The organism is Streptomyces sp. Je 1-369, assembly GCF_026810505.1.
In the GTDB taxonomy this organism is placed as follows: Bacteria; Actinomycetota; Actinomycetes; order Streptomycetales; family Streptomycetaceae; genus Streptomyces.
This window is the reverse complement of the sequence record NZ_CP101750.1, coordinates 5754839-5781692: the sequence shown is the minus strand read 5'-3', so window position 1 is coordinate 5781692 and position 26854 is coordinate 5754839. Positions and strand designations below refer to the sequence as shown.

Here is a 26854-nt window from a genome sequence, read left to right as displayed (position 1 = left end):
CGATGGAATGGGTGGTTCAGCAAGGCGTGCGGCAGGACGTGCGGCGGTGTGCGGGGTGGGTCGTGGGGCGGGGTGTGCTCGGCGGCCGGGCGGGTCTCAGCGTGCATCGCGCCAGTTCTCGGCGAGGTCGCCCCAGAGGTGCGCGGTCGTCTCGACGCCCTTGAGCAGCAGGTCGATCTCGACCTTCTCGTTCGGCGCGTGCCAGCCGTCGGAGGGCACCGAGATGCCCAGGAAGAGCACGGGTGCCCCGAGGACGTCCTGGAGGTCGGCCGCGGGTCCCGAGCCGCCCTCGCGCGTGAAGCGGATCTTCTGCTCGAAGGCGCGGCCCATCGCGCGTACGACGGACTGCAGGGCGGGGTGGTCGAGCGGGGTCAGGCACGGGCGCGTGGCGGAGCCGAAGGTGACCGTGTGGCGGATTCCGGCGGGGATGCGGTCGGCGGCCCAGGCGCGGACGGCCTGCTCGACGTGGGCCGGGTCCTGTCCGGCGACCAGTCGGAAGGAGAGCTTCACCAGGGCGGACGACGGAATGATCGTCTTGCTGCCCACGCCCTGGTAGCCCCCGCCGATGCCGTTGACCTCGGCGGTGGGGCGGGCCCATATCCGCTCCAGGGTGGTGTGTCCCGCCTCACCGTGGGTGGCGTGTGACTTGGCCGTGTGCAGCCAGCGGCCCTCGTCGAAGGGCAGCTCGGCGAAGAGTCCGCGCTCGCGGTCGGTGAGTTCCGTGATGCCTTCGTAGAAGCCGGGTACCGCCACGCGTCCGTGCTCGTCGTGGAGGGCGGCGACGAGGCGGGCGACCTCGGTGGCGGGGTTCGGCACGGCGCCGCCGAAGGAGCCGGAGTGGATGTCCTGGTCGGGGCCGTGCAGGGCGATCTCGCACTCGGCGAGGCCGCGCATGCCCGTGCAGACGGTCGGGGTGTCCTCCGACCACATGCCGGTGTCGGAGACGATCACCGCGTCGGCGGCGATGCGGTCCTTGTGGGCTTCGATGAGCGCCCGGAAGTTCGGGGAGCCGGACTCCTCCTCGCCCTCGACGAGCACCTTGAGGTGGACGGCGGGCGCCGTGCGGCCGGTGGCGGCGAGGTGGGCGCGTACGCCGAGGGTGTGGAAGAACACCTGTCCCTTGTCGTCGGCCGCCCCGCGCGCGTGGAGGCGGTTTCCCCGGACGACGGGCTCGAAGGGGTCGGTGTCCCAGCCGTCCTCGCGGGCGGCGGGCTGGACGTCGTGGTGGCCGTAGACGAGGACGGTGGGTGCGTCCGGGTCGTCGGAGGGCCACTCGGCGAAGACGGCGGGCGCCCCGGGCGTCTCCCAGACCTCCGTGGTCGGGAAGCCGGTCTCCTTGAGGGACGCGGCGAGCCACTCCGCGCTGCGGCGCACGTCCCCGGCGTGGTCGGGCTGCGCCGACACGGACGGGATGCGCAGCCACTCGGAGAGGGTGTCGAGGAAGGCGGCGCGGTGGTTCTCGATGTACGTGCGGACGGCGCTGTCCGGTGTCTCGCTCATGGTCACGAGCCTATCCGCCATCCGGGGTCGGCTCGTCCTGCGGCTCGTCCTCCGGGACCTCGGCCGGTTCCTCCATGAGGAGGCGTTCGAGCTCGGCGCGGCCCGGCAGGTTCCTGGGGCGTGCGGTCTCCCCGCTGCGTACGTAGAGGAAGGCGGCCCTGACCGACTCCAGGGGGACGCCCTGCTGCTCGGCCCAGGCGAGCCGGTAGACGGCGAGCTGGAGGGGGTCGGCGGTACGGGTGCGGCTGGTCTTCCAGTCGACGATCTCGTACGTCGCGTCGGCGCCGTCACCGTCCTTGTAGACGGCGTCGATACGGCCCCTGATGACACGGCCCGCGATCACGAACTGGAAGGGGACTTCGACGCGGTGGGGTGCGCGGTGGGCGTACTCGGTGCGTTCGAAGGCTTCCTTGAGGCCTTCGAGGTCGCGCTCGTCGGCGATCTCGGCCTTGTCGGGGGCGCCGCCCGGCAGGTCCTCCGGGGAGAGCATCGGCAGGGGGAGCTCTTCGAAGCGGGACTCGATCCAGGCGTGGAAGCGGGTGCCGCGGCGGGCCGCGGGCTGCGGCGGGCGCGGCATGGGCCGGGCGAGGTCACGTGCGAAGCCGTCGGGGTCGGCGGCCAGGCGCATCAGCTCGGACGCGGTGAGCGAGGCGGGCACGGGGACGTCCCTGACGGCTTCGCGGGCACGCAGGAGCTCGCCGGTCAGGGCGTCGAGGTCGCGGTCCCAGGAGGCGAGGGTGCGGGTCTCCTCGGGGGTGAGGGGGGTGGCGGGGGGCTCCTGTGGGGGCTCCTCCGGGTCCTCCGGGGATCCCTCCGGAGTGGGGTGAGGGCGGGCGTCCGGGCGGGGTGCGGGGAGCTTTGCGTGTGTGGGGGTGGAGGGCTTTGCGTGCGTGGAGGTGGAGGGCTTCGCGTGCGTGGGTGCGGGGTCCGGGGCGTCCGCGGGGTGCGGGACCGCGGGGCGCTCCGTCACCAAGGAGTCCCAGTCCTCTACGGAGAGGCCCTCTTCGTCCTCGGGAGGGGGTGGCCATTCGGGGTCGTCGGCCGGGGGCACGTCGTCGTGGACCGACGGGTGGGCCTCGACGTGGGAGCGGGCGGGCTCCGGTGTGCCCTCCCCGGTCAGTCGGTCCAGGTGGGCGAGGACCGTCTGTGCGGCGGCCCTGCGGCGGGCCAGGGAAGCGTCGTCCAGCGGGAGCGGCCACGCCTGGTCGGCGGCCGCCTCCTGAAGGGCGGGGTTCTCCTCCTCCTCGGCCGGTGCGTCGGCCCAGGCCTCGATCTCGCCGTGGCCTGCCGCGCAGTGGTCGTACAGGGCCTGGAGGAAGTCCGAGGGGCCGCGCGGCTTCTTCTGGGAGGGGCCCCACCAGTGGCCGGAGCCGAGGAGGAGGGAGCGGGGGCGGGTGAAGGTCACGTACCCGAGGCGGAGCTCCTCGGTGCGCTGGTGGTCCTTCATCGCTTCGTGGAAGGCCTTCATGCCCTTGGCGTCCCACGCGTCGACGTCGGGCAGCGTGGCCCTGTCGCCGCGCAGCTCGTGCGGGACGACCTTGGCCTGGGCGGTCCACTTCTCGCGACCCTGCGCGCTCGGGAACGTTCCGTTGACCAGGCCGGGGACGACGACGACGTCCCACTCCAGGCCCTTGGACCGGTGGGCGGTGAGCACCTTGACGGTGTTCTCGCCGCCCGGCAGGGCGTTGTCCAGGCCCTTCTCGTACTGGGCGGCGGTGCGCAGGAAGCCGAGGAAGGCCAGGAGTGTCGCGCCGCTGTCGTTCGCGGCGAAGGAGGCGGCCACGTCCAGGAAGTTGGAGAGCGTCTCGCGGCGGCGGGCCGCGAGGGCGCCCGGGGACGCGGAGAGCTCCACCTCGAGGCCGGTCACCGCGAGCACGCGGTGCAGCACGTCCATCAGCGGGTCGGCCAGCGACCTGCGCAGCTCGCGCAGTTCGGCGGCGAGCCGGGCGAAGCGCACCCTGGCGTCCGCCGAGAAGGGCAGTCCGTCGTCCGCTCCGGAGGCGTCGTCCGGGTCGAGCGGTGACTCCAGGAAGGTGTCCAGGGCGTCCGCGAGCGATATCACCTCGGCCGGGTCGACCCCCTCGACGGCTTCGGCGAGGCGGCGGTCCGGGTCGTCCGGTGCGGCGTGCCCTGGGCGTACGAGGAGGCGGGCGCGGCGGCCCAGGAGGGCGAGGTCGCGGGGGCCGATGCGCCAGCGGGGGCCGGTGAGGAGCCGCACCAGGGAGGCGTTGGCTCCAGGGTCCTGGAGGACCTCGCAGACGGCGACGAGGTCGGCGACCTCCGGGAGGTGCAGCAGCCCGGAGAGGCCGACGACCTCCACGGGGATGTCGCGGGCGACGAGGGCGGCCTGGATCTCGGCGAAGTCCGTGGCCGTGCGGCACAGGACCGCGATCTCGCCGGGCGCCTTGCCGGTGCGGACGAGGTGGGCGATCGAGTCGCCGAGCCAGTCGATCTCCTCGGCGTGCGTGCGCAGCAGGGCGCAGCGCACGATGCCGTCGCGTTCGGCGCCCGGGGCGGGCCGGAGCGCCTCCACGCCCGCGTGCATGGCGCGCAGGGGCTCCGCGAGGCCGTTGGCGAGGTCCAGGAGGCGGCCGCCGCTGCGGCGGTTCTCGCTGAGCGCGTGGCGGGTGGCGGGGCGGCCGTCGGCGTGCGCGAAGTGGTCGGGGAAGTCGTCCAGGTTGGCGACGGAGGCGCCGCGCCAGCCGTAGATGGCCTGGCAGGGGTCGCCGACGGCGGTCACCGGGTGTCCCGTGCCGCCGCCGAAGAGTCCGGAGAGGAGGATGCGCTGGGCGACGGACGTGTCCTGGTACTCGTCGAGCAGGACGACGCGGAACTCCTCGCGGAGGATCTCGCCGACCTCCGCGCGGGTGTCGGCCAGCGTCGCGGAGAGGGCGATCTGGTCGCCGAAGTCGAGGAGGTCGCGGGAGCGCTTCGTCGCGCGGTAGCGCCCGACGAGCTCGGCCAGTTCGAGCCTGGCCGCCGCCGCTTCGGGGACCTTGCGCAGGTCGGCGTTGGAGAGCTTCGCGCCGTCGAGGGCGTGCAGGAGTTCGGTGTCGTACGCCCGGAGCCTCTCGGGCCGCACCAGGTGCTCGGCGAGCTCGCTGTCGAGGGCGAGGAGGTCGCTGACGAGGTCGGGGAAGGAGCGGGTGAGCGCGGGGTAGGGCCCGGGGGCCTCGCGGAGCACGCGCGCGGCGAGCTGGAAGCGGGTGGCGTCGGCGAGGAGGCGGGAGGTGGGCTCCAGGCCGATACGCAGGCCGTGGTCGGTCAGGAGGCGGCCCGCGAAGGCGTGGTACGTGGAGATGACCGGCTCGCCCGGCGGGTTGTCGGGGTCGACCGCGTCGGGGTCGGTGACGCCCGCCTTGATCAGCGCCTGACGCACGCGCTCGGCGAGCTCACCCGCCGCCTTGTTCGTGAACGTCAGGCCGAGGACCTGCTCGGGGGCGACCTGCCCGGTGCCGACCAGCCACACCACGCGTGCGGCCATCACCGTCGTCTTGCCCGATCCTGCTCCGGCCACGATCACCTGCGGAGCGGGCGGCGCGGTGATGCAGGCCGTCTGCTCCGGGGTGAACGGGATCCCGAGGAGCTCCTTGAGCTGCTCGGGATCGGTGATGCGTGGTGACACACCAGAGAGGCTAGCGGTGGCCACTGACATCCGGGGCGGACCAGGACACCGGCGGCCACCGCTCGCTCATGGGACGCGTGGGGTCAGGAACCGGCGGCGATCTTCTCCAGGTCGACGACCTCGCCGGCCGAAGGGGCCTTGACGTCGACGGTCTTGCCGTAGTCGCTGAAGGTCACCGAGCCGGGCTCGTCGCTGTCCTTGTTCACGACCTTCAGGAAGTAGGGCTTGCCCTCCATCGCCACGTAGAAGGTCGTGGTCTCGGAGCCCTTCTTCTTGGTGAGGACGGCGGCCTTCTTGCCGTCGACCTCGGCGTCGTCCTCACGCTTCAGGTTCTTGAGCTTGTCGGACTTGAACATGTCGTCCTGGTTGCAGACGCCGTTCTGCTTGCCGGATTTCACCCAGCGGCCCTTGACGAGCTCGGCTGCGGCGGCACCGCCGCTACCCTCCCAGAACTTGTCGTCACCCTTGACGTACGAGGTCTTTCCGACGTTGCGGAACTCGGCGGTCCCCTTCTTCGGCGAGCCCATCGTGCCCTTGCAGTCGCCGGACTCGGCGACGGAGAACTCGATGTTGCTCTCCTCGCCCTTCTGCTCCATCTTGCCCTTCATCGTGAAGGAACCGGCGTCCTTGGAGGCCTTGGATGCCTTGTCGGCGATCTTGTCGGCGCTCATGCCGTCGAAGGGGTCCTTGTCCCCGTCGCTGCTGCAGCCCGTCACGCCGATGACGGCGGCGGCACAGGCGACGGCCACTGCCAGGAGCTTCCGGTTGGCTGCCATATACGCGCATCTCCTCGAAAAGGTGCACTTTCAGCCAGTGCACAGGGTGTCTTTACGGAGACTTTAGATTGCTTGAGGCGCTGCTATGCCCCCGGGTGACGCGACGTGACAATCGCCACGGGTGAGGCGTCCCCGTGGGGCCTCACTCGTCGTTCGCCCGTCACTCCACCACATGACGGCCCTCGGGGCGCGCACTGCACGAGGCACGGAAGGCGCAGTGCGTGCAGTGCTGTCCTGCGGTCGGCGTGAAGCGTTCGTCCAGGACCTTGCCCGCGGCCGTCGCGAGCAGGTCGCCGATCCACTCCCCGGAGAGGGCCTCCTGGGCCTGCACCTTCGGGAGTGCTTCTCCGCCGTTCTTCTTGGCGGCGCCCTGGCGCAGCTGCACCAGTTCGGCGCCGCCCGGCTCGGGACGTACGCCTGCGAAGAGGTCGTCGGCGGCGCCCTCGCGGACCGCCAGCTGGTAGACCGCGAGCTGCGGGTGGCGGGCGACCTCGGCGGCGCTCGGGGACTGCTTGCCGGTCTTGAAGTCGACTACGTAGGCACGGCCTTCGGCGTCCTGTTCGACGCGGTCCATGGAGCCGCGTACCCGTACCTCATAGGAACCCGCTTCCAGGGTCACGTCGAAGCCGTGCTCGCTGGCGACGGGGGTACGGCTCGCGCGGTCCATCACATGCCACTGGAGGAAGCGTTCCAGTGCCACGCGCGCGTGCTCCTTCTCCTGCGCCGACTTCCACGGCGCGTCGAACGCGAGCGCGTCCCATACGGAGTCGAGGCGCTCCATGAGGACGGCGAGGTCGGCGGGGGTGCGCCCCGAGGCCACCTCGTCGGCCAGGACGTGCACGACGTTTCCGAAGCCCTGGGCCGCCGTCGCGGGCGCGTCCGCCTTCACCTCGCGGCCCAGGAACCATTGCAGGGCACAGGTGTTGGCGAGCTGGTCGAGTGCGCTTCCGGAGAGCACGACGGGCTTGTCGCGGTCCCGCAGGGGCACCTCGCTCGCTGTCGGCTCGTACATGCCCCACCAGCGGTAGGGGTGCGCGGCCGGTACGAGGGGGCGTCCGTCGGTGTCGGCGAGCGCGGCGAGGCGGGCCAGGCGCTGGGCCGCGGCCTCGCGCAGGGACTCCGAGACGCGCGGGTCGACGGTGGTCGCCCGCAGCTCGGCGACGAGCGCGGCGACGGACAGGGGGCGGCGTGGACGGCCCGTTATGTCCTTGGGCTCGACGCCGAGTTCGGTCAGGAAGCGGGACGGCTGGTCGCCGTCCTCCGCGGGTGCCTTCACCGCGGTCACGACGAGGCGTTCCCGCGCGCGCGTGGCGGCTACGTAGAACAAACGGCGCTCTTCGGAGAGGAGCGCTCCGGGGGTGAGGGGTTCGGCGAGGCCGTCGCGCCCGATGCGGTCGGCCTCCAGGAGGGAACCGCGGCGGCGCAGGTCGGGCCAGAGTCCCTCCTGGACGCCCGCCACCACGACGAGCCGCCACTCCAGCCCCTTGGAACGGTGTGCCGTCATCAGGCGTACGGCGTCGGGGCGGGCCGTCCGGCGCGTGAGGGTGTCCGCGGCGATGTCCTGCGCCTCGGTCTCCTCCAGGAAGTTGAGGGCGCCGCGACCGCCCGTACGCTCCTCCGCGCGGGCGGCGGCCGCGAACAGGGCGCACACCGCGTCGAGGTCACGGTCGGCGTTGCGGCCTGCCGCGCCGCCGCGTCGTGCGGTGCGTTCCAGGCGCCTGGGCCAGGGCGTGCCGTCCCACAGCTCCCACAGCGCCTCCTCGGCCGTGCCACCGCCCGCGAGGCGTTCACGGGCCTTGCGGAGCAGTGCGCCGAGCCGTTGGGCGCCGCGGGCGTACGTCGGGTCGTGCGCGACGAGCCGCTCCGGCTCGGCGAGGGCGCGGGCCAGCAGTTCGTCGGAGGGCGGCGGCACGTGGTTGCCCGCCGCGCGCTCCTCCTCGCGCAGGGCGCGGCCCAGGCGGCGCAGGTCGGCGGCGTCCATACCGGCGAGGGGGGACGTCAGGAGGGTGAGGGCGGTCTCGGTGTCGAGCCAATCGGGAACGATACGGCTGCCGCTGCCGCTGCCGCTCCGTGACCCACTCTCCGCGCCGAGCTCGGCCTCAGCCCCGACCTCAGCCTCCGCCTCGACCTCGACGTCCGCCTCCGCCTCGACTTCGACCTCGACCTCGACCTCGACCTCGACCTCAGAGCCTGCCGCGTCCTGGGACGCCGCATCGGCCCCATCCCCGGCCTCAACCCCAGCCCCAGCCGCTACCTCAGGCCGAGGCCCGGGCTCACCCTCAGCGCCCGCCCCAAGCCCCGCCTCCTGTCCCGCCGCCAGAGGGGCCTCCTCCGGAGAGACCTCCTCCGGAGAGGCCCCCTGCGAAGCGACCCCCTCCGAGGGGGCACCCTCCGCGTCCACCGCCGTCGCCACCACCCGCAGCGCCGTCAGCAGCGGTGTCACCGCCGGTTCGTGGCGCAGGGCGATGTCGTCGCCGTCGATCTCCAGGGGGACGCCCGCCGCGCTGAGGCTGCGGCGGACCGCGGGGATCGTGCGGGCGCCCGCGCGGACCAGGACCGCCATCTCGCCCCAGGGGACGCCGTCCTCCAGGTGGGCGCGGCGCAGGATGTCCGCGATGTTGTCGAGTTCCGTGCCGGCCGTCGGATACGTGTACACCTCGACGCCGCCGCCGTCCCTGACCGGCGTCGGCTCCCGGTGGACCCGCACCTTCTCGGCGGGGAGCCGGGTCAGCGGCATGCGTCGGGTGAGGAGTCGCGTGGCCGCGAGGAGCTGCGCGCCGGAGCGGCGGGAGGTCGTGAGGACCTCGACCGGCGCCGGGGACCCGTCCACGCGCGTGAAGGCGTCGGGGAACTCCAGGATGCCGTTCACGTCGGCGCCCCGGAACGTGTAGATCGACTGGTCGGGGTCGCCGAACGCGACGAGGGTCCGGCCGCCCCCGGCGAGCGCGTGCAGCAGCCGCACCTGCGCCGGGTCGGTGTCCTGGTACTCGTCCACGAAGACCGCGTCGTACTGCGCGCCGAGCGCCCGCGCCACCTCGGGGCGGCGCGCGAGCAGCACCGCGCGGTGCACGAGTTCCGCGTAGTCGAGCACTCCTTGGAGGTCGAGTACGTCCAGGTACTCGGCGAGGAAAGCCGCAGCCGCACCCCAGTCGGGCCGCCCGCTGCGGCGCGCGAACGCGTCCAGGGCGTCCGGGCCGAGGCCGAGCTCGCGGCTGCGGGCGAGCACCGCGCGGACCTCGTCGGCGAAGCCGCGGGTGGTGAGGCAGGCTCGGAGCTCGTCCGGCCAGCGGATGTGGCCGTGCCCCTCCTGCGCGAGGTCGATCTGTCCCGCGAGCAGTTCACGTACCGCCACGTCCTGCTCGGGACCGGAGAGGAGCCGCAGCGGCTCCACGAACAGTTCGGTGTCCTGGTGGGCGCGGACCAGGGCGTAGCAGAAGGAGTGGAACGTCGTGGCCTGCGGGGCGCGCGCCACCCCCACGCGCAGCGCCATGCGGTCGCGCAGCTCCACCGCCGCCTTGCGGCTGAAGGTGAGCACCAGGATCCGCGCGGGGTCCACGCCCTGGGCGACACGCGCGGCGACACTCTCGACGAGCGTGGTGGTCTTGCCCGTGCCGGGCCCGGCGAGGACCAGCAGCGGACCGCCCTTGTGGTCAACCACACGGCGCTGACCTGCGTCCATGCGAGGGGGATCCACGTGGGTCGGCGGCGTACGCACCAGTCGGTAGCCGTCCCGGATCCCCTGTCGTACCTGCTGGTGCGACGGGTGCCGGAGGTGCCGGGTGGAAGAAGGGGAACTCACGTGGGTCGCCGGTCCTGGTGGGTGTGCTGGTCTGTGAGCGGCCGCGCGGTGGCCGCGGGATGAAGCGGGGTGAAGGGGATGCGTGCTGTCGACGCTACGCCAGTGGACGCGAAGGACGCGTGCCTTCCCCCGTACGGGCCACCGGTCCCCCGTCGAGCCGCCGGATGCCTGAAGCTGTCAGGTGTGATCCTTTGGAGCCGCGCCGACCGGAGCCGGGCCCTCCCCATCCCGGCCGCCAGCCGGGCCCCCGGCCAGGCCCTCCGGAGTCACGTCCTCCGAAGTCGCGTCCCCCGGAGCCGCGCCGTCCCACCGCGCCCGCCGCATGTCCAGCTTCGGAACGTGCCCCTGGGCGGCGCGCGAGGCCTGCCGCAGCGGAGTGCCCTCCTCCCGGTACCTCTCCAGGGCCCGCAGTTCGTGGCCGGGCAGGAGCACGCCGTCGGAGCGGACGACACGCCACCACGGAACGCCCCCTCCGTAGAGGGCCATCACGCGTCCGACCTGTCGCGGTCCGCCTTCCTCCAGCCACTCGGCAACGTCCCCGTAGGTCATCACCCGGCCCGGAGGGATCCGTTCCGCAACCTCCAGGACCCGTTCCGCGTACTCCGGCAACTCGCTCATCCGGACCATCCTGCCGTACCCCACCGACACCGTGACAGGCCCGCCACACAGCGTGCCGCGGCCCGTCCGACAGGGCGCGAAGTGTCGTTTCGTGACCACTTCGCAGCCTTGCGTTGCCCCCTGCTGCCCCCCTGCGCGGGCGGTCCATGCCACCATCGTGCGGGCGGTGACTGGTGATACGAGATCAAGAAGAGACCACGGAGCGGCAGGGCGTGCATCCCGATGAGAAGGCGGGCACCTCTGCGTCCGAGTCACACCTGGACACCGGTGAGCGCGCCCTGAAGAGCGAGAAGACCGAGAACAGCAGCGGGAAGAACGACGTCGGCGACGGCCTCGGGGCCGACCTCGACGACGGCCCCCGGAACGGCCTCGACGACAGCCCCGGCTGCGCCGACGACGGCGCCCACGCCGAGCGCGTCGAGCGCGACGAACCGCTCCTCGCCGCCCGTGTGCACCGCCCGTCCGACCTCATGCGGCTCCTCGTCGGCGTCCTCGCCATCGCCGTGCTCCTCTCCATCGCCGCGTTCGCGCACGGCACGACGTCCGGGCTCGAACAGGACATCGACAAGGGCACGGACCAGGCGCCCGACCTGCTGATCAAGGTCGCGGGCCTCATCGCAAGCATCGGCGTGCTGCTCGTCCCCGTCGCGTTCGCGATCGAGCGGCTGATCAAGCGGGACGGGCTGCGCATCGCCGACGGCGTCCTGGCCGCCGTCCTGGCGCACGGCGTGACGCTCGCCACCGACCTCTGGGTCGCGAAGGCCGCCCCCGACTCCATCCAGGACGCGCTGACCAAGCCGTCCCCCGCCGACCTCCACGCGTTCACCGATCCGGTGCACGGCTATCTCGCGCCCGTGATCGCGTACATGACGGCCGTCGGCATGTCCCGCAGACCGCGCTGGCGCCTGGTGCTGTTCGTGGTGCTGCTGCTCGACGCGTTCACGATGCTGGTCACCGGCTACACCACACCGTTCTCGATCATTCTGACGGTGCTCATCGGCTGGGCCGTGGCCTACGGAACGCTCTACGCGGTCGGCTCGCCGAACGTGCGGCCCACCGGGCAGACACTGCTCGCGGGCCTGCGGCACGTCGGCTTCCACCCCGTGAGCGCCGCCCGCGAGGAGTCCCCCGACAGCGAGCACGGCGACCGCGGCCGCCGCTATTTCGTCACCCTGGAGGACGGCCCTCCACTCGATGTGACGGTCATCGACCGCGAACAGCAGGCGCAGGGCTTCTTCTACCGCGTCTGGCGCAGGCTCACCCTGCGGGGCATCACCCAGCGGCGCAGCCTGCAGTCCCTGCGGCAGGCGCTGGAGCAGGAGGCCCTGCTCGCGTACGCGGCCATCGCGGCCGGCGCGAACGCGCCCAAGCTGATCGCCACCTCCGAGCTCGGCCCCGACGCCGTGATGCTCGTCTACGAGCACACGGGCGGCCACTCCCTGGACTCCCTGCCGGACGACGCCATCACCGACGAACTGCTGTGCGACACCTGGCGGCAGGTGCAGGCCCTGCAGTCCCGGCGGATCGCGCACCGCAGGCTGGCGGGCGACGCGATTCTGGTGGATCGTTCCGGCACCGTGATCCTCACGGACCTGCGGGGCGGCGAGATCGCCGCGGGCGATCTGGTCCTGCGCATCGACATCGCCCAGCTCCTGGCCGCCCTCGGCCTGCGGGTGGGCGCCGAGCGCGCGGTCGCCACCGCCGTCGACGTCCTCGGGCCCGACGCCGTGGCCGACTGTCTGCCGCTGCTGCAGCCCATCGCCCTCACCCGCTCCACCCGCTCCACGCTGAGCAGGCTGGCCAGGGAACGGTCCCAGCGCGAGCGTGAGGCCGTCCTGGAGGCCTCCCGCAAGTCCCGGCAGAGCGTGCGCGCGGACGTCTCCGAGGACGCCCGGTCGGACAAGCCGTCCGCCAAGGAGGACAGGCCGTCCTCGAAGCAGGAGAAGCAGGCCGCCAAGCAGGAGCGGCAGGCCGAGAAGCAGGCCATAGACGACGCTTTGGATCAGGCACGCGAGGAGGATCTGCTCACCCAGATCCGTCACCAGGTGCTGCTCATCCGCCCGACGGCGCCGGTCGAGCCCGCGCAGCTGGAGCGGATCAGGCCGCGCACGCTGATCAGCTTCATCGCCGGTGCCATCGGCGCCTACTTCCTGCTCTCGCAGCTGACGCACGTCGAATTCGGCACGCTCTTCCAGGAGGCGGAGTGGGGCTGGGTGGCCGCCGCGGTGGGCTTCTCCGCGCTGAGCTACTTCGCGGCGGCGATGAGCCTGCTGGGCTTCGTGCCGGAGCGGGTGCCGTTCCTGCGGGCGGTGGCGGCGCAGGTCGCCGGGTCGTTCGTGAAGATCGTGGCGCCTGCCGCGGTCGGCGGTGTCGCGCTGAACACGCGGTTCCTACAGCGGTCCGGGGTGCGCTCGGGCCTCGCGGTGGCGAGCGTCGGTGCCTCGCAGCTCTTCGGGCTCGGCTCGCACATCCTGCTGCTGCTGATCTTCGGCTATCTGACGGGGACGGAGAAGACGCCGTCGTTCACGCCGTCCCGGACCGTCATCGCCGGTCTGCTGTCGGTCGCGGTGCTGGTCCTCGTGGTGACCGCCATCCCGTTCCTGCGCAAATTCGTCGTCACGCGCGTGCGGTCGCTTTTCGCCGGTGTCGTGCCGCGCATGCTGGACGTACTCCAGCGGCCGCAGAAGCTGCTCACCGGCATCGGCGGGATGCTGCTGCTCACCCTGATGTTCGTGCTCTGTCTGGACGCTTCGGTGCGAGCCTTCGGCAACGAAGAGATGACGTCACTGAGCCTCGCGAGCGTCGCGGTCGTCTTCCTCGCGGGCAACGCCCTGGGATCGGCGGCGCCGACGCCGGGCGGTGTGGGCGCGGTCGAGGCGACGCTGACCCTGGGGCTGATCGCGGTGGGCGTGCCCAAGGACGTGGCGGCGCCAGCGGTACTGCTCTATCGACTGCTCACGCTGTGGCTGCCGGTCCTCCCGGGGTGGCTGTTCTTCAATCACCTCACAAGGAAGGGGCTGCTCTGACAGTGCTGTGACCGCCCTCAGAACAGCACCAGGAGACCGGCCAGCAGCAGCACCGCGCCCATGACCTCCACCGCCCCGACCACCGGCACCTTGAGGCCCTTCCCGGGCAGCACCGCCGCGCGCACCAGGTAGGCCGCGAAGAGGACCGCCAGCCAGGGGCTGAGCACATACGCCACGGGCACGGCGAGGGCGTGGTACGTCACCGACGCCCGGTAGTACGCGCGTGAGTCGCGTTCGCGGATCATCGTCTTCACGTACGGCACCGTGCCCGCGAAGAACAGCAGGCAGGCGAGTGCGGGGCGCCGGCCTTCGGAGAGCTCGCCGCCGCCCATCCGCAGCGTGACGAGGAGCATGCCGCAGGCGGGGACCACCGCGGCCAGGCCGTTCAGGAGGGCCCGTTCCCTGTTCCGCCACGCGTACCAGGTGTTGACGGCCACGAAGGGCGCGGCGCAGGCGGCCACGAGCAGCAGCCAGGGGTACGCGAACAGGAGCGGCACCCCGAACACCGCGGAGACCGCCGCCGCGGCGAGGGCGGGGCGCACGTGGCGGCGCGGGGCCCTCGGGTTGCGGGAGAGGCGGCGGAGGCGGAGCCACTGCTGGACGTGGAAGGCGGTGACGTACCCCGCCAACCAGGCGGCGAACAGTGGCAGATGGGCCCAGCGGGGGCCGTCGCCCGGCCCGTCGCCGAGGAACACGCCCGCCGCGAACGGCACCGCGAGCATCGCCCACGCGCCGTGCTGGTTCGGCAGCCACGAACGGAGTGCGCCGCGCTTCTTCCTGCCCATGTGTCCCAGCATCTCAGCACAGGGCCCGAATAATTCCGGAAAGAGGTCACCCCTGCACGGGACTTTGGTCCCCGGTATCCCAACCTCCCCCAGGCTTAGGGTCGTTGCAGGTGGCACGTGCCGTGCGGCCTTTTCTTCGGGACGGCCAGGAGATGTGACGTTGCAGCAGAGGAAAGACATCGCTGAGTCGCTCGTGAAGGCCGGGAGTTTCTTCACCCGGACCGCGGAGACGTCCGAGGATCTGCACCGGGTGCAGCACACCGGCGGCCGGGACGGAGAGGCCTTCTACCGTGACCGCTGGAGCCACGACAAGGTCGTGTATTCCACGCACGGCGTGAACTGCACCGGATCGTGTCGCTGGAAGGTGTACGTCAAGGACGGCATCATCACGTGGGAGACGCAGGCCACGGACTATCCGAGCGTCGGCCCCGACCGCCCCGAATACGAACCCCGCGGATGTCCGCGCGGAGCCTCGTTCTCCTGGTACACGTATTCGCCGACGCGCGTACGTTATCCCCACGTGCGCGGAGCGCTCCTGGAAATGTACCGGGAGGCGAAGGCGCGGCTGAAGGACCCCGTGCTCGCCTGGGCCGACATCCAGAGCGACCCCGAGCGCCGCCGACGCTACCAGCGGGCACGCGGCAAGGGCGGCCTGGTGCGGGCCAGTTGGGACGAGGCCGTCGAGATCGTGGCGGCGGCGCACGTGCACACGATCAAGGAGCACGGCCCGGACCGCGTCTCGGGGTTCTCCCCCATTCCCGCGATGTCGATGGCGTCGCACGCCGCGGGTGCCCGTTTCCACTCCCTCATCGGCGCCCCGATGCTCTCCTTCTACGACTGGTACGCGGATCTTCCCGTCGCCTCTCCGCAGGTGTTCGGCGACCAGACCGACGTACCGGAGTCGGGTGACTGGTGGGACGCCGCGTATTTGATGATGTGGGGCTCCAATGTGCCGGTGACGCGGACTCCGGACGCGCACTGGATGACGGAGGCGCGCTACCGCGGGCAGAAAGTCGTCACCGTGTCGCCGGATTACGCGGACAACACGAAGTTCGCCGACGAATGGATGCACCCGCACCCCGGAACGGACGGCGCCCTCGCCCTCGCGATGGGGCACGTGATCCTGAAGGAATTCTTCGTCGACCGGCAGACTCCGTTCTTCCAGGATTACGTACGCCGTTACACGGATCTGCCTTTCCTGGTCACGCTCGACGAGACCGAAAAGGGCCTCGTGCCGCACAAGTTCCTCACCGCGGCCGACCTCGGCGAGGAGACCGAGAACGCGCGGTGGAAAACCGTCCTGATCGACGACGCGACGGGTGAGCCGACCGTCCCGAACGGCACCCTGGGCCACCGCTGGGGCACCTCAGGGACCCCCGACTGGAACCTCGACCTCGGCGACACCGTTCCCCGGCTCACCCTGTACGGCGAGGGTGCGGCCGAGATCGTGCTGCCCCGCTTCGAAGAGGGCGCCTCCGGCGACGGCGCTGTCGTACGCCGCGGCGTGCCCGTACGCCGTGTCGGCGGTCGGCTCGTCACCACCGTCCACGACCTGATGCTCGCCCAGTACGGGGTCCCGCGCGCGGGGCTGCCCGGCGAGTGGCCCGCCTCCTACGAAGACGCCTCCCAGCCCGGCACGCCCGCCTGGCAGGAGACCCTCACGTCCGTGCCGGCCACGCAGGCCACGCGCGTGGCGCGCGAATTCGCCGACACGGCCGAGGCGTCACAAGGGCGCTGCATGATCCTCATGGGCGCGGGAACCAACCACTGGTTCCACGCGGAGACCACCTACCGCGCGTTCCTTGCGCTGCTCACCCTCACCGGCTGCCAGGGGCGCAACGGCGGCGGATGGGGGCACTACGTAGGGCAGGAGAAGTGCCGTCCGGTGACGGGCTGGGCGACGCTCGCGAGCGCGTCCGACTGGGGGCGGCCGCCCCGGCACATGATCGGCGCGGGCTGGTTCTACCTGCACACCGACCAGTGGCGTTACGACACCCTCCCCGCCGAGTCCCTCGCCTCCCCGCTGGGAGAGGGCCGTTTCGAGGGGATGACGGGCGCCGACTGTCTCGCCGCGTCCGCACGCATGGGCTGGATGCCGTCGTACCCGACCTTCGACCGCAACCCGCTGGACCTCGGCGCCGCCGAGGACCCCGTGGCCGACACCGTGCGGGAGCTGAAGGAGGGCACGCTGGGCTTCGCGGGCGAGGACCCCGACGCGCCCGGCAACTGGCCGCGCGTGCTCAACGTATGGCGGGCGAACCTGCTCGGCTCGTCCTCCAAGGGCAACGAGTACTTCCTGAAGCATCTGCTCGGCACGCACTCCAACCTCCCCGAAGACGGCCCGCGTTGCACACCGCGCGACGTGAAGTGGCACACCGAGGACGTCGAGGGGAAGCTCGACCTGCTGCTCTGCCTCGACTTCCGGATGACGTCCACGACGCTGCTCTCCGACGTCGTCCTGCCCGCCGCGACCTGGTACGAGAAGCACGACCTGTCCTCCACGGACATGCACCCCTTCCTGCACGCCTTCACTCCCGCCGTGGACCCGCCCTGGCAGGCGCGCACCGACTACGACGCGTTCCTCGCCGTCGCGCGCCGGTTCGGCGAGCTGGCGGGCGAGCACCTGGGCGTACGCCGCGACCTGGTCGCCACGGCGCTGCAGCACGACACCCCGGGCGGTGAGATGGCGCAGCCCGGCGGGGTGGCGCTGGACTGGTCGAAGGGCGAGTGCGAGCCCGTCCCGGGACGCACGATGTACAACCTGGCCGTCGTGGAACGCGACTACGGAGCGGTCGGCGAGAAGTTCGCGGCGCTCGGCCCGCTCGTCGACGAGCTGGGTGTCACCACGAAGGCGGTCACGTTCGACGTCGCCGAGGAAGTCGCGTACCTGAAGGCGAAGAACGGCACCGTGCGCGGCGGCACCGCGGACGGCCGACCCCGCCTGGACACCGCCCAACGGGCCTGTGAGGCGATCCTGTCGCTCTCCGGGACCTCCAACGGCCGCCTGGCCACCCAGGGCTTCGAGACGCTGGAGAAACGCGTCGGGACGGAGATGGCGCACCTGGCCGCCGAGGCCGAGGGGAAGCGGATCACGTTCGCGGACACCCAGGCACGGCCGGTGCCGGTCATCACGTCGCCCGAGTGGTCGGGCAGCGAGTCCGGAGGGCGCCGCTACACCGCGTTCACCGTCAACACCGAGCACCTGAAGCCGTGGCACACCCTCACCGGGCGCCAGCACTTCTTCCTCGACCACGACTGGATCCACGAGGTCGGCGAGGCGCTGCCCGTCTACAAGCCGCCGCTGAACATGCACCGCCTCTACGGAGAGCCCGAGTTGGGTTCCCGGACGGACGGCGCAAAGGACGGCCGCGAGGTCGCCGTGCGGTTCCTGACCCCGCACAACAAGTGGGCGATCCACTCCCAGTACCAGGACAACCTCTACATGATGACGCTCGGCAGGGGCGGCCAGACGGTGTGGATGTCCCCGCAGGACGCGGACGCCATCGGGGTGCGCGACAACGAGTGGATCGAGGCCGTGAACCGCAACGGCGTCGTCACGGCCCGCGCGATCGTGTCCCACAAGATGCCGCCGGGGACGGTCTACATGAACCACGCCCAGGAGCGGACGGTCGGTGTCCCGAAGACGGAGAAGACGGGCCGCCGCGGCGGCATCCACAACTCCCTCACCCGGATCATGCTCAAGCCCACCCACCTGGTGGGCGGCTACGCCCAGTTGACGTGGGCGTTCAACTACCTGGGCCCGACGGGCAACCAGCGTGACGAGGTGACGGTCATCCGCCGCCGCGACCAGGAGGTCACCTACTGATGCCCCGTGACGGAGTCACCATCGGACGCGTCATGACCCAAGTCGCCATGGTCATGAACCTCGACAAGTGCATCGGCTGCCACACGTGTTCCGTCACCTGCAAGCAGGCGTGGACAAACCGCAAGGGCACCGAGTACGTCTGGTTCAACAACGTCGAGACGCTCCCCGGACAGGGCTATCCGCGCCGCTGGGAGGACCAGGAGCGGTGGAAGGGCGGCTGGGAGCGGACCAGGTCCGGCCGGCTGCGGCTGAGGGCCGGAGGGCGCCTCAAGCGGCTCGGGCAGATCTTCGCCAACCCCGAGCTGCCTGAGCTTTCGGACTACTACCAGCCGTGGACGTACGAGTACAAGAACCTCACCGACGCCCCGGCGGGCGACGACATGCCCGTCGCCAAGCCGGTCTCGCAGGTGACGGGCGAGCCCATCGGCACCATCGAATGGGGCCCCAACTGGGACGACAACCTCGGCGGCGCCCCGGAGCACGGCCCCAAGGACCCGCTGGTCGAGAAGGTCCGCGACGAGGTGGGCGAGAAGATCCGCTTCGAGTTCGAGCAGAGCTTCATGTTCTACCTGCCGCGGATCTGCGAGCACTGCCTCAACCCCGCGTGCGTCTCGTCGTGCCCCTCCGGAGCGATGTACAAGCGCGTGGAGGACGGCATCGTCCTCGTCGACCAGGACCAGTGCCGCGGCTGGCGGATGTGCGTGACCGGCTGCCCCTACAAGAAGGTCTACTTCAACCACGCCACCGGCAAGGCGGAGAAGTGCACCTTCTGCTTCCCGCGCGTGGAGGCCGGGATGCCGACCATCTGCTCGGAGACCTGCGTCGGCCGCATGCGCTACCTGGGCGTCATGCTGTACGACGCCGACAAGGTCGCCGAGGCCGCCGCCGTGGAGGACGAACAGGACCTCTATCCGGCCCAGTTGGAGTGCTTCCTCGATCCGAACGACCCGGCGGTCGTGGCCGCCGCCCGGGCCTCGGGCATCACCGACGAGTGGCTCGACGCGGCCCGCCGCTCCCCCGTGTACGACCTCATCAGGACGTACCAGGTCGCGCTGCCGCTGCATCCGGAGTACCGCACCATGCCGATGGTCTGGTACGTGCCGCCGCTGTCCCCGGTGGTCGAGGCGGTGGCCGCCGCGGGCCGCGACGGGGAGGACGCGGGCAACCTCTTCGGAGCGATCGACGCACTGCGCATCCCGGTGGAGTACCTCGCCGCGCTGCTCACCGCGGGCGACACCCACGCCGTGGACGCGGTGCTGCACCGGATGGCCGCCATGCGCGCCTACATGCGCCGCGTCAACCTCGGTGAGGAGCGCGACGAGTCCATCGCCTCGGCGGTCGGCCTCACCGGCCAGGAGATGGAGGACATGTTCCGGCTCCTGGCGATCGCCAAGTACGAGGACCGGTACGTGGTCCCGACCGCCGCCCGCGCCGACGCGGACGCCCTCGCGGAGACGCACCCCCTGAACGACGTGGCCGACGGCTGCCCGGTCGCCGACGCCCCGGGCAGTGCTCCCCAGGAGCGCGTCATGCTCAACCTCAGCCCCACCCGGAGGAACGTATGACCCCCGACGCCGTCGTCCGGCTCGTCGCCGGGCGGCTCCTGCAGTACCCGGACGAGCGGCTGTACGCGGAGCTGGACCGCCTCCACGAAGCGACCGACCACCCGCTGCTGCGGGAATTCATCGCCCACGCGCGCGTGCGACGCCCCCTGGACCTCGCCGCGCACTACACGGACGTCTTCGACACCCGTAACCGCCGCTGCCTCTACCTCACCTGGTGGTCGGACGGCGACACCCGCAACCGGGGGCTCTCCCTGGTGCGCGTCAAGCAGGTGTACCGCGAGCACGGCCTGGAGTTCGCCTCCAAGGAGCTGCCCGACTTCCTCCCGGTGCTGCTGGAGTTCGCCGCCCGCGAGGAGGAGGCCGGCACCGCCCTCCTGGAGGAGCACCGGGCCGGACTCGAACTGCTGCGGCTCGCCGTGACCGACGCGGACACGCCCTACGCGCGCGTGCTCGAAGCGGTCTGCGGGACGCTCCCCGGTCCCTCCCCGAAGACGCGCGCCGAGGCGAAGGCGCTGGCCCGCAGCGGGCCGCCCCGCGAGACCGTCGGACTCGAACCCTTCGGCCCCGGCGTGGACCTCCCCTGGCCCACCGCCCGGACATCCGCCGTCCGGAAAACCGCCGCCCAGGAAAGGACCCCGGCGTGATGGACCTCCTCCTGTGGGGCGTCATGCCCTACGTCGCCGTCACCCTCCTGATCGCGGGTCTGGTCTGGCGGGCCCGCTACGACCGGTTCGGCCTGACCACGCACTCCTCGCAGCTGCAGGAGTCACGGCTGCTGCGCATCGGCTCACCGCTCTTCCACTTCGGCATGGTGTTCGTGGTGCTCGGCCACGTCGTGGGCCTCGTCATCCCGGACAGCTGGACCGACGCGGTGGGCGTCAGCGACCACACGTACCACCTGATGGCGGTCTCCACCGGCGCGGTCGCGGGTGTCGCGGCCGCCGTCGGCATCGGCATCCTCGTGTACCGGCGCTGCACGGTGCCGGCCGTCCGCAAAGCCACTCTCCGTAGTGACCACCTGATGTACACGGTGCTGCTCGGGGCGATGCTGCTCGGCCTCCTCGCGACCGTCCTCAACTCCTCCGGAGTGGTCGACTACAACTACCGCGAGGGCATCTCCGTCTGGTTCCGCAGCCTGTTCACGCTCCAGCCCGACTACCACCTGATGGGCGCCGCGCCCCTCGCCTTCAAGCTGCACATCGTCTTCGGCTTCGCGCTGTTCGCACTGATCCCGTTCTCACGGCTCGCCCACGTCGTCAGCGCGCCCTTCAAGTACGTGTTCAGGCCCTACGTCGTCTACCGCGGCCGGGACCCCCAGGAGCTCGCGAACCGGCGTCCGAAGCGCGGCTGGGAGCGCGCCTCGTGAGCCGCGCCGCAAGCCGCGTCGTACGGCGTCCGCGGCACGACGTCGCCGAGCGCCCCTTCATCGTCATCTGGGAGGCCACGCGCGCGTGCCCCCTGGCCTGTCTGCACTGCAGGGCCGAGGCGCAGCCCGCACGCGACCCGCGCGAGCTGGACGGCGCGGACGCCCGCCGCCTCATGGACCAGATCGCCGCCTTCGGGAAGCCGGGCCCGCTCTTCGTGATCACCGGCGGCGACCCGTTCCAGCGGCCCGACCTCACCGACCTCGTCGCCTACGGAACAGCCCTCGGACTGCGCGTCGCCGTCTCCCCCTCGGGGACGCCGACGCTGGACCGGGCGAACCTGGCCGCCGTGCGCGACGCGGGCGCCGTCGCCCTGTCCCTGAGCATCGACGGGTCCACGGCCGTGCGGCACGACGCCTTCCGCGGCGTGGACGGCGTCTTCGAATGGACCCTCGACGGCTGGCGCACGGCCCGCGAACTAGGCCTGAAGGTGCAGGTCAACACCACCGTCACCCGCGACAGCCTGGAGGACCTCGCGGACATCGCGGCCCTGGTGCGCAGGGAGGGCGCGATGCTGTGGAGCGGCTTCGTGCTGGTGCCGACAGGGCGCGGCGAACAGCTGGCCTCGCTCACCGCCGACGAGGTCGAGGACGTCCTGCACTTCCTGTACGACACGGGCGCGGTCATGGCCACCAAGACCACGGAGGGCCATCACTTCCGCCGCGTGGCCCTCCAGCGCACCCTGCTGGAACGGCACGGCGAGGAGCCCGCGTTGGGCTCCCTGTACGCCCGTCTGACGGCACGCGCGCGTGCCCTCGGCCTGCACGACGGGGAGCGGCGCGCGGTGCGCAGGCCGCCCATGGACGTCGGCTCGGGGCGCGGCTTCGTCTTCGTGTCGCACACCGGAGAGGTCCGTCCCAGCGGCTTCCTGCCGCTGTCGGCCGGCAACGTGAAGCACCATCCGCTGGTCGACATCTACCGCGGCTCCGCGCTGTTCACGACGTTGCGCGAACCCACGCTGCTCGGCGGCGCGTGCGGACGCTGCGAGTTCAACACCGTGTGCGGGGGCTCCCGTTCACGCGCGTACGGGGCGACGGGGCGGGTGCTCGCCGCCGACCCCTGGTGCGCGTACGAACCGGGGAGCTTCCCCTACCAGGACGAGCTGCGGGAGCTGCTCCGGGAAGGACGTACGGCATGACGCGTTCAGTGATCGTCGTCGGCGGCGGCATCAGCGGCCTTACCGCCGCCTGGCGGCTGCGCGCCGACGCGGAAGTGACCGTCCTGGAGGGTGCCCCTCGCATCGGCGGGAAGCTGCGCACCGGCACCCTCGCGGGCGTCCCCGTCGACGAGGGCGCCGAGTCCCTGATGGCGCTCCGCCCCGAGGCCGTGCGCCTGGCCCAGGAGGTCGGCCTCGGCGACGCGCTGTGCGACCCCGCTCCCGCGCCCACCACCCTGTGGTCGAACGGTGCGCTGCGCCCGCTGCCGCCCGGCCACGTCATGGGCATCCCCACCGACCCGGACGCGCTGGCGGGCACGGGGCTGCTGTCCGACGAGGGCGTGGCCAGGCTGCGCCACGAGGAGGCGCTGCCGGCCGAGCCGATGACCGAGGACGCGTCGGTGGCCGAGTACCTCGGCGGCCGGCTCGGGCAGGAGACCGTGGACCGGCTCGTGGAGCCGCTGCTCGGCGGGGTCTACGCGGGCCGCCCCGACCGGCTCTCGCTGCGTACCGTGCTGCCGCGCGTGGCGGCGGTCGCCGAGCGCGGGGAGCCGCTGCTCGCGGCGCTGCGCCGGACGCGTACGCCCGACGGCGGGTCCTTCCCGCGCGCGGGCGCCCCCCGTGCCGTCCCCGTCCAGGGCCTGCACGGCGGCACCGGGCGTCTGCCCCTCGCCGTCGCCGCGGCGAGCGGCGCCCGGGTGCTCACCGGCACGCGCGCGCGTGAGCTGCAGCGCACCCCGGCAGGACGGTGGCGTGTCCTGGCCTCCACAGGCGACGGTCCCCTCCTCCTGGAGGCGGACGCGGTGATCCTCGCCGTGCCCGCGTACGAGGCCGCGGAGCTGCTGCGGCCGCACGCGCCGCTGGCCGACGCCGACCTCGGCGCGATCCAGCACGCCAGCACCGCCGTGGTGACGTTGGCGTTTCCGCGCGCGGAGGCCCTCACCCGGGCGCACGGGAGCGGGCCGGGCCACGTCTCCGGAGAGGTGTTTCCCGAGGGAAACGGCTTCCTGGTGCCCGCTGTCGACGGGCGCACCCTCAAGGCCGCCACGTTCCTCTCCAACAAGTGGCGGTGGCAGCGCGAGGAGGCGCCCGACGTCTTCCTGCTGCGCACCTCCATCGGCCGCGTCGCCGAGGAGCACCGGCTCGCCGTCCCCGACCGCCATCTGGTCCGCAGCTCCGTCATCGAGCTGCACCAGGCCCTGGGCTCCATCGGCGAGCCCGTCGCGGCCCGCGTCACCCGCTGGGAGCGCGGTCTGCCGCAGTACGGCGTCGGACACACCGAGCGCGTCGCCCGCGTCCGTGAGGCCGTCGGCAAGCTGCCGGGGCTCGCCCTGTGCGGCGCCGCGTACGACGGGGTGGGCGTCGCCGCGTGCGTGGCGACGGGGACGGCCGCGGCCCGGCAGATCGCCGAGGACTGACACGGAGTCGCGCGGACCTGCCCCACCCGCACGAAGTGGCCGATTCCTCACCCACACGGCCCGCGCCCCGAGCGTCCCGTCAGGTCCCGCCGCAGGATGGGCACATGCCCACACAGTCCACGCCGCGCGTCACCGCGCTGGCCGCCGCGACCCTTCTCCTGTCCGCCGCCCTCGCGGGGTGCGGCGGCAGCGACGACTCCAAGGACGAGGATCTGTCGGCTCAGAAGCTGAGCTGGAAGGACTGCCCCGCGCCCGACGCCGCGGAGGGCGGCGGCGAGGCCCCGTCCCCGCTGCCGGGCGGCGCCGAGTGGCAGTGCGCCACCATGAAGGCTCCCCTCGACTGGTCGAAGCCCAAGGGCGACACGGTAGACATCGCGTTGATCAAGGCGGCCACCAGCGGCGACAAGGGCGACCGCATCGGCTCGCTCGTCTTCAACTTCGGCGGCCCCGGCGGCTCGGGCATCACCACGCTGCCCGCCTTCGGAGAGGACTACGCGAAGCTGCGCACCCGCTACGACCTGGTCAGTTTCGACCCGCGCGGTGTCGGCCGCAGCGCCGGCATCAGGTGCGAGGACGACTCCGCACTGGACACGTACTTCCAGCAGGACTCCACGCCCGACGACGAGGCCGAGCGCGAGAAGCACCTCGCCAACGTCCGCGACTTCAACAACGGCTGCGAGAAGAACGCGGGAAAGACCCTCCCGCACGTCCGCACCACCGACGCCGCCCGCGACATGGACCTGATGCGCCAGGTCCTCGGCGACGACAAGCTGCACTACTTCGGCATCTCGTACGGCACCGAACTCGGCGGGGTCTACGCACACTTGTTCCCCAAGAAGGTGGGCCGCGCCGTCTTCGACGCGGTCGTCGACCCCACCCAGACCGCCGAGAAGGGCTCCCTCGGCCAGGCGGAGGGCTTCCAGCTCGCGCTCGACAACTTCGCGAAGGACTGCACGTCACAGGAGGCGGACTGTCCCGTCGGCGACACGGAGCAGGACGTCAAGGACCGGATCGCGAAGCTCCTCAAGGACCTGGACAGCAAGCCGATCAAGGGCATCGCACCGCGCGAGCTGACGCAGACGGCCGCCACCAACGGCATCGCGCAGTCCCTGTACTCCAAGGACTTCTGGCCGTATCTGACCCAGGGCCTCGAAGAGGCCTACGAGGGCGACGGCAAGATCCTGATGGCGCTCTCCGACTCGATGAACGGGCGCAGCGAGGACGGCGAGTACAGCAACATCCAGTCCGCCAACGTCTCGATCAACTGTGCGGACGACAAGGCGCGTTACGACACGGAGTACGTCGAGAAGAAGCTCCCCGAGTTCCGTAAGGCATCACCCCTGTTCGGCGACTACCTCGCGTGGGGCATGGTCAGCTGCACCGACTGGGCCGTCGAGGGCCAGGTGGACCACCCCGACGTGAGCGCGGCGGGCGCGCCGCCCATCGTCGTCATCGGCAACACCGGCGACCCGGCCACGCCGTACGAAGGGGCCCGCAAGATGGCGCAGGCGCTCGGCGAGGGCGTCGGGGTCGAGCTGACGTACAAGGGCCAGGGGCACGGGGCGTACGACAGCAAGAACAAGTGCGTGCGGGACGCCGTGAACGGCTATCTGCTGGGCGGGAAGGTCCCGAAGGAGGGAACGGTCTGTTCCTGACGCCGCGCCTCCCGGCCCGCCCTCTGCCCGTCCCCGCCCATCCCCCACCCGGCCCTGTCAGTGGTCCCGCCTACGATGGCCTGAACTGTCTTCCGAGGGGGGAAGCGCCTTCATGCAGCGTTTCGTACGGTCCGCGGCCCTGGCCGCAGCAGGCGTGCTCGTGGCGGGTCTGGCCGCCGGGTGCGGCTCGTCCGACGACGGGGACGGGGACGACGGCAAGCACCCCTCGGCGACCGCCCCCGAGCCGAAGCCCAAGCCGGACCCCTCCTCCACCCTGCCCGCCTCGCTGACCTCCCAGAAGCTGGACTGGAGCCGCTGCAAGGCGCCCGAGGGCGGCAGCGCGCCCGGCGCCGCGTGGCAGTGCTCGACGCTGAAGGTCCCGCTGGACTACGGCAAGCCGGACGGCGGGACCATGGGCATCGCCCTGATACGCGCCAAGAGCACGGGCGAGGGCGACCGCATCGGCTCCCTCCTCTTCAACTTCGGCGGTCCCGGCGGCTCGGGCGTCTCCGGGCTCCCGTCCTTCGCCGACTCGTACGACACGCTGCGCGAGCGGTACGACCTGGTGAGCTTCGACCCGCGCGGGGTCGCGGCGAGCGAGGGAGTGCGCTGCCGCGACGACGCGGCGACCCAGGCAGCGGAGAAGAAGGTCGACCTCACGCCGGACACCGCGGCCGAGGAGAAGGCGTACTTCAAGGACGCCAAGGACTTCGGCGCGGGCTGCGCGCAGAACTCGAAGAACGTCATCGGGCACGTCTCGACGGACGACGCGGCCCGTGACATGGACGTCCTGCGCCAGGTCCTCGGCGACGACAAGCTGCACTACTTCGGCGTCTCGTACGGCACGGAACTCGGCGGCACGTACGCCCACTTGTTCCCCCGGCGCGTCGGCCGCCTCGTCTTCGACGCGGTCGTCGACCCGAGCGCCGACTCGATCGGCCACGCGGAGAACCAGGCACGGGGCTTCCAGCGCGCCCTGGACAACTACTTCAAGTCCCGCGGCCAGGACCCCGAGGCGGGCTCCGCGAAGATACAGAAGCTGTTCGAGCGCCTGGACGCCGAACCGATGCGCACCTCGGGCGACCGGAAGCTGACCGAGTCCCTCGCGAGCACCGGCGTCCTGGTCACCCTCTACAGCAAGCAGACCTGGCCCGCGCTGACCCGCGGCCTGGCGGACGCCGAGAAGGGCGACGGTTCGGCGCTGCTCCAGCTCGCCGACGCCTACAACGAACGCGACGCCTCGGGGCGCTACAGCACGCAGAGCCACTCCCAGCGGGCGATCGCCTGTCTGGACACAAAGGCGCGGACCACTCCGGCGGAGGCGAAGAAGCGCCTGGACCGGTTCCGCGGGATATCGCCGGTGTTCGGCGAGTTCCTCGGCTGGGACACCGCGGGCTGGTGCCACGAGTGGCCGGTGGCCGGTCAGCACGACTCCCCTGAGGTCAGCGCGCCCGGCGCCGACCCGATCCTCGTCGTCGGCAACACCGGCGACCCGGCCACCCCGTACGAGGGCGCCCGCAAAATGGCGGACGAGCTCGGCAAGGACGTCGGCGTCCACCTGACCTGGAAGGGCGAGGGCCACGGGGCGTACGGCAAGGGCAGCGACTGCGTGGACGACGCGATCGACACGTATCTCCTCGACGGCACCCCGCCGGAGAACAACAAGGTCTGCTCATGAGGA

15 protein-coding genes are annotated in these 26854 nt (G+C 71.9%); 9 read left to right on the top strand and 6 right to left on the bottom strand.

From position 1 onward, the window contains the following. Positions 1 to 96: 96 nt before the first annotated feature. From NOO62_RS26455 to NOO62_RS26435, 5 genes are all read right to left on the bottom strand, one after another. Positions 97 to 1500, bottom strand: coding sequence for a dipeptidase (locus NOO62_RS26455; RefSeq protein ID WP_268773344.1), 1404 nt, complete (start codon positions 1498 to 1500; stop codon positions 97 to 99). A 10-nt stretch (positions 1501 to 1510) separates the two neighbouring features. After that, the gene (locus NOO62_RS26450; RefSeq protein ID WP_268773343.1) at positions 1511 to 5125 is read right to left on the bottom strand and encodes a UvrD-helicase domain-containing protein; all 3615 of its coding nucleotides are present in this window, start codon (positions 5123 to 5125) and stop codon (positions 1511 to 1513) included. An 83-nt stretch (positions 5126 to 5208) separates the two neighbouring features. Continuing rightward, positions 5209 to 5901, bottom strand: coding sequence for a hypothetical protein (locus NOO62_RS26445; RefSeq protein WP_268773342.1), 693 nt, complete (start codon positions 5899 to 5901; stop codon positions 5209 to 5211). A 160-nt stretch (positions 5902 to 6061) separates the two neighbouring features. Then, positions 6062 to 9700 carry an ATP-dependent helicase gene (locus NOO62_RS26440; protein ID WP_268773341.1) on the bottom strand — a complete coding sequence of 1213 codons (3639 nt, stop codon included), beginning with the start codon at positions 9698 to 9700 and terminating at the stop codon, positions 6062 to 6064. A gap of 177 nt (positions 9701 to 9877) precedes the next feature. Beyond that, positions 9878 to 10327, bottom strand: coding sequence for an MGMT family protein (locus tag NOO62_RS26435; RefSeq protein WP_268773340.1), 450 nt, complete (start codon positions 10325 to 10327; stop codon positions 9878 to 9880). Positions 10328 to 10530: 203 nt separating this feature from the next. Here NOO62_RS26435 and NOO62_RS26430 point away from each other — a divergent pair, with 203 nt between their 5' ends. Next, positions 10531 to 13344, top strand: a complete 2814-nt coding sequence (locus NOO62_RS26430) for a lysylphosphatidylglycerol synthase domain-containing protein (RefSeq protein WP_414930887.1) — start codon at positions 10531 to 10533, stop codon at positions 13342 to 13344. Positions 13345 to 13361: 17 nt separating this feature from the next. On the opposite strand, the gene NOO62_RS26425 is transcribed toward NOO62_RS26430, so the two are convergent. Next, a complete protein-coding gene (locus NOO62_RS26425) occupies positions 13362 to 14129 on the bottom strand; it encodes a YwiC-like family protein (RefSeq protein WP_268773338.1) in 768 nt (255 codons plus the stop codon). Between the two features lie 160 nt (positions 14130 to 14289). Here NOO62_RS26425 and NOO62_RS26420 point away from each other — a divergent pair, with 160 nt between their 5' ends. The 8 genes from NOO62_RS26420 (at position 14290) to NOO62_RS26385 (ending at position 26851) form a co-directional block, all read left to right on the top strand. After that, positions 14290 to 17955, top strand: a complete 3666-nt coding sequence (locus NOO62_RS26420) for a nitrate reductase subunit alpha (protein ID WP_268773337.1) — start codon at positions 14290 to 14292, stop codon at positions 17953 to 17955. Further along, on the top strand, positions 17955 to 19520 hold the full coding sequence (gene narH / locus NOO62_RS26415) for a nitrate reductase subunit beta (protein ID WP_268773336.1): 1566 nt from the start codon (positions 17955 to 17957) through the stop codon (positions 19518 to 19520). Before NOO62_RS26420 ends, narH begins: the two co-directional genes overlap by 1 nt. Next, positions 19517 to 20164: a nitrate reductase molybdenum cofactor assembly chaperone gene (narJ, locus tag NOO62_RS26410; protein WP_268773335.1), complete on the top strand. Its 648-nt coding sequence runs from the start codon at positions 19517 to 19519 to the stop codon at positions 20162 to 20164. Before narH ends, narJ begins: the two co-directional genes overlap by 4 nt. Next, positions 20164 to 20886, top strand: coding sequence for a respiratory nitrate reductase subunit gamma (gene narI, locus NOO62_RS26405; RefSeq protein ID WP_268775786.1), 723 nt, complete (start codon positions 20164 to 20166; stop codon positions 20884 to 20886). Before narJ ends, narI begins: the two co-directional genes overlap by 1 nt. Beyond that, positions 20883 to 22082, top strand: coding sequence for a TIGR04053 family radical SAM/SPASM domain-containing protein (locus NOO62_RS26400; protein WP_268773334.1), 1200 nt, complete (start codon positions 20883 to 20885; stop codon positions 22080 to 22082). Before narI ends, NOO62_RS26400 begins: the two co-directional genes overlap by 4 nt. Further along, positions 22079 to 23518: a protoporphyrinogen oxidase gene (gene hemG / locus NOO62_RS26395; protein ID WP_268773333.1), complete on the top strand. Its 1440-nt coding sequence runs from the start codon at positions 22079 to 22081 to the stop codon at positions 23516 to 23518. Before NOO62_RS26400 ends, hemG begins: the two co-directional genes overlap by 4 nt. A gap of 104 nt (positions 23519 to 23622) precedes the next feature. After that, positions 23623 to 25173: an alpha/beta hydrolase gene (locus NOO62_RS26390; protein WP_268773332.1), complete on the top strand. Its 1551-nt coding sequence runs from the start codon at positions 23623 to 23625 to the stop codon at positions 25171 to 25173. A 112-nt stretch (positions 25174 to 25285) separates the two neighbouring features. Next, the gene (locus tag NOO62_RS26385; RefSeq protein ID WP_268773331.1) at positions 25286 to 26851 is read left to right on the top strand and encodes an alpha/beta hydrolase; all 1566 of its coding nucleotides are present in this window, start codon (positions 25286 to 25288) and stop codon (positions 26849 to 26851) included. The last annotated feature ends 3 nt before the right edge of the window (positions 26852 to 26854 follow it).